General features: G+C 36.1%; 2 protein-coding genes. Both read left to right on the top strand.

Features of this window, described 5'->3' with window-relative positions; genetic code table 11:
- Nucleotides 1–84: 84 nt before the first annotated feature.
- Nucleotides 85–1890, top strand: coding sequence for a hypothetical protein (locus D6734_12875; protein RMF92169.1), 1806 nt, complete (start codon nt 85–87; stop codon nt 1888–1890).
- A gap of 165 nt (nt 1891–2055) precedes the next feature.
- Nucleotides 2056–3042 carry a hypothetical protein gene (locus tag D6734_12870; protein ID RMF92168.1) on the top strand — a complete coding sequence of 329 codons (987 nt, stop codon included), beginning with the start codon at nt 2056–2058 and terminating at the stop codon, nt 3040–3042.
- Nucleotides 3043–3305 lie beyond the last annotated feature (263 nt).

The raw sequence follows: 3305 nt of genomic DNA, 5'->3' as shown, positions 1-3305 counted from the left end.
CGGTTGCAAGGTATGAATTTGGGTTGAGTTGGAGCTTTTAATTGAAAATAAATTATCAATATGAATAAGAGGGAGAGGATAAATATGGAATTTTTCAAGCTCAAAAAAGATATTAAGATTTTATCGATGATTTTTACAGTAATATTTATAGCGGCTTTTTCTTTGACTTCGACAGCTGCTGTAAATCCATTGTCAAAGACAGATAGGCTTTTTAGATATGGTGAATCAAGTCTACGAGTAGGATCTCTCGGAGGGGAAGTAGGTGTAACTGATTCGACGAATGCTCTTAATGGGACTAAGCTATCTCTTGGTATAGATGCCTTTTTGTCAGATGAGACAGAATTTATAAGGTTTCAGGTGGATAATGCAGGGAAAATAAAAAAGGACAGAAAGGGTAGACCAAGAATATTGGTTACAAATGTGACTAAAAAAACCACCTCATTCAAAAGAAATGCCATTATTCTAAAACCAAAAAAGACCAAGAAAAAACCGGTTGAATTTGCATTGACTGAACCGTTTTTTGCCGCTACTGATTTTAGGCATACAAATATTCTTGTTCTTCATATTGATTCTGATAAAGATAATAAAGCGGATAAATTCCCAACTTATTTCATTAAAGATATAAAATATAGGACTATTAAACTTCCGAAGAAATATGGTGTGACGATAACTAAAAAGAAGGGAAAAAAGAAAAAAGAGAAGATTGGTGTTGCTGGCGTATTTTTTAACAAGGCAAAATTTCCTGTCATTACGACATACGCAGATCTGGTAACAGAAGGAAAAATTCTATTAGTCCAAGTATTGGAAGTTCCCAATGCGATTATTGACTTGCCTCAGCCCTTAAAGGTTAAAGATGGATGGGTTGCTGTAGGGCCTCCTGTCAATATTTCAACCTTTACAACATTAATTGACACTACTGCACCAACATCATTGGATAATGCCACTTTATCAGTTCCAATATTTACAGATGTGGTGAGTGCTTTAGGTATCAGCGATTCAGATATAGCAGTTTTTAGAAACAAAGGCTCGAAGCTCAAAACGATGGTATCTATTTCTGATACTGTTAGCATCGATACGATTACAGGTATTGCAAAAATAAAGAATGTCAAAGAATTAGGGACATATCAGGCATTAGGCAAACTTTCCGGCGTTTCAAAATCGCTTCCTGTCATTACAAGTTTAAAAGCAAGGTCAAAAAGCAATGGCAATGTAGAAATAAAATATACTGTCGTCGATGTTGATGGCGATAAGCCGGATATAAAGATTGAATATAGAACAAATCCCTCAGTTGATGGGTCATCAGGTTGGAAAACAATAAAAACTATAAATAATGTAAAACCCAGTGCAAAGAAAGCACATAAATTTACTTGGAAATCAAAATCAGATATCGGGAAAGCCGCTGGGTATTTTCAAATCCGAGTGACGCCAATCAAGACTATCAACGGCAAATCCGTGAGGGGTGTTTTCAGGACTTCTGAAACATTTAGAATAGAAACATCAAAAGGTGCACCAAAAGCCCCTGACAAATTGAAAGCAAAGGTTAAAAATGACCCTGACAATGAAATCGATGCTGACGGAAAGGATACAAATCCTCCACAGGTAAGTTTAAGCTGGAATAAGCCGTCAGGAAATGTAGCTGGTTATAATGTTTACAGGCAGGCAAGATTCAGAAACGGAGTTGAGGATACATTCAAGGTTATAAAAACAATAAATGATTCTTCGACTACCTCCTATAAGGACAACTCAGATAACGGTACGCTCACAACATCATTTTTGGAAGCATATTACACAGTGACAGCATTTGATTCTTCTGGAAAAGAGAGCAAATTTGCAAAACCCTTGTCTGTGGCAAGCATAGTTTTTGGGAGTTATTACTATTACGGCAAATAGTTATATTGTTTTTTGGAATATTCTGAGGGCATTCTCTGCTAAAAGATGAGGATGCCCTCTTTTTTTCAGATAACGTAAGCAAGAGCTTTTAATCCTATTGAAAAGAAATCTCTAATTTACTAATGATTGACAAGATTCTGATACTTCAAAATTCAAAATAAATATATGGAGAAAAATATGGTTGATATAGCAAAAATCAATGATATTTTGATGAACAAAATTAAAGTAAGAGGGAATCCTGTAGCAATATCATTTATCAAAGATAAACCTTTTGAAGGTTATGAACCAATTCAAGATTGTCCCTGTTCAATTATCAGATATGCAATGGATGAAGGCAAACGTGTCTATTTCGATGAAAAACACAATGACTGTCTCGTAGGCGTCCACCATGCCGGTATAGTGCCCGGGAAAAAAGAGATAGCATCAGGGTATTATCTTTCTGCATCAAGCAATTTCTTTACCGAAGAAGCAGCAATGCGCAATAAAATGCAATCCTATTGCCTTCCTCAAGGACTCGTGAAAGGGATTGCCGCGGCGCCTTTGAGTAAGGTGCCTGAGGGAGTAAAGATTGAGTGGGTTGTCGTCGTTTGCAATCCATTTCAGGCAAATAATGTGGCAGGCTCGATTACCTGCAGAGATGGAGCTTTGCCTTATGGTGAATTGGGAGCTTCCCTTTGTGCTTCGCTTTTTGCTACTCCTTGGTTTGAAAGAAATATCGTCTATACTCCCGGTGATTTTGGTGGGAGAATGCACAACCGCATAAAAAAAGAAGAGATGTTTGTTATTGTCCCATACAATATGCTTCATTACATTGAAGAGCTTATGGAAGATATGAGGATTGATGTGAAGAAATCAAGGGAGATGACAAAACCTGACCATTCTGAATTTTGGAAAGAAGGAGATAAAAAAGAAATCGAAACTGCTGATTCAAGTCTTGATGAAGAAAAGAGTCAATCAGGAGATGTTTTTGAAGGCATCAATTTTACGATGGAATGGGATGATGAAGCAAAGGAGATGATGAAAGAGGTGCCGGAGGGCATTCTTGAAATGGCAGTGGGAAATGCTGAAGAATTTGCAAGAGAAAAGGGATATGAGAAGGTAAGCAAAAAATCCATTCAAGAGCTTATGAAGAAACTTGGAATGGAGTTTTGATAATCTTTTATTACTGAAAAAAATGTTAAGCTTCAATAAAAGGTGGGGAGGAGTGAATTCAAGTTGCTTGTCTTCCGTTGATGAACAATTTCCTTCCTTGAGAAAGTTTTTTTAAATTATATATCTTTTTTATTTAAAGGAGAAACAATGGAGATAATCTCCTTTCTTTTAGCATTCATTATTTTATTACCTCTTTTTGTCTTTTGCACAGCAGAAAGGTCTTTTATTAATAAACATATGTATTATCAAAAAGATGGAATCCT

It is taken from the genome of Candidatus Schekmanbacteria bacterium (genome assembly GCA_003695725.1).
GTDB lineage: Bacteria > Schekmanbacteria > GWA2-38-11 > GWA2-38-11 > J061 > J061.
Note: the sequence above shows the minus strand (reverse complement) of the source record. Positions and strands in the feature narration are given on the sequence as shown.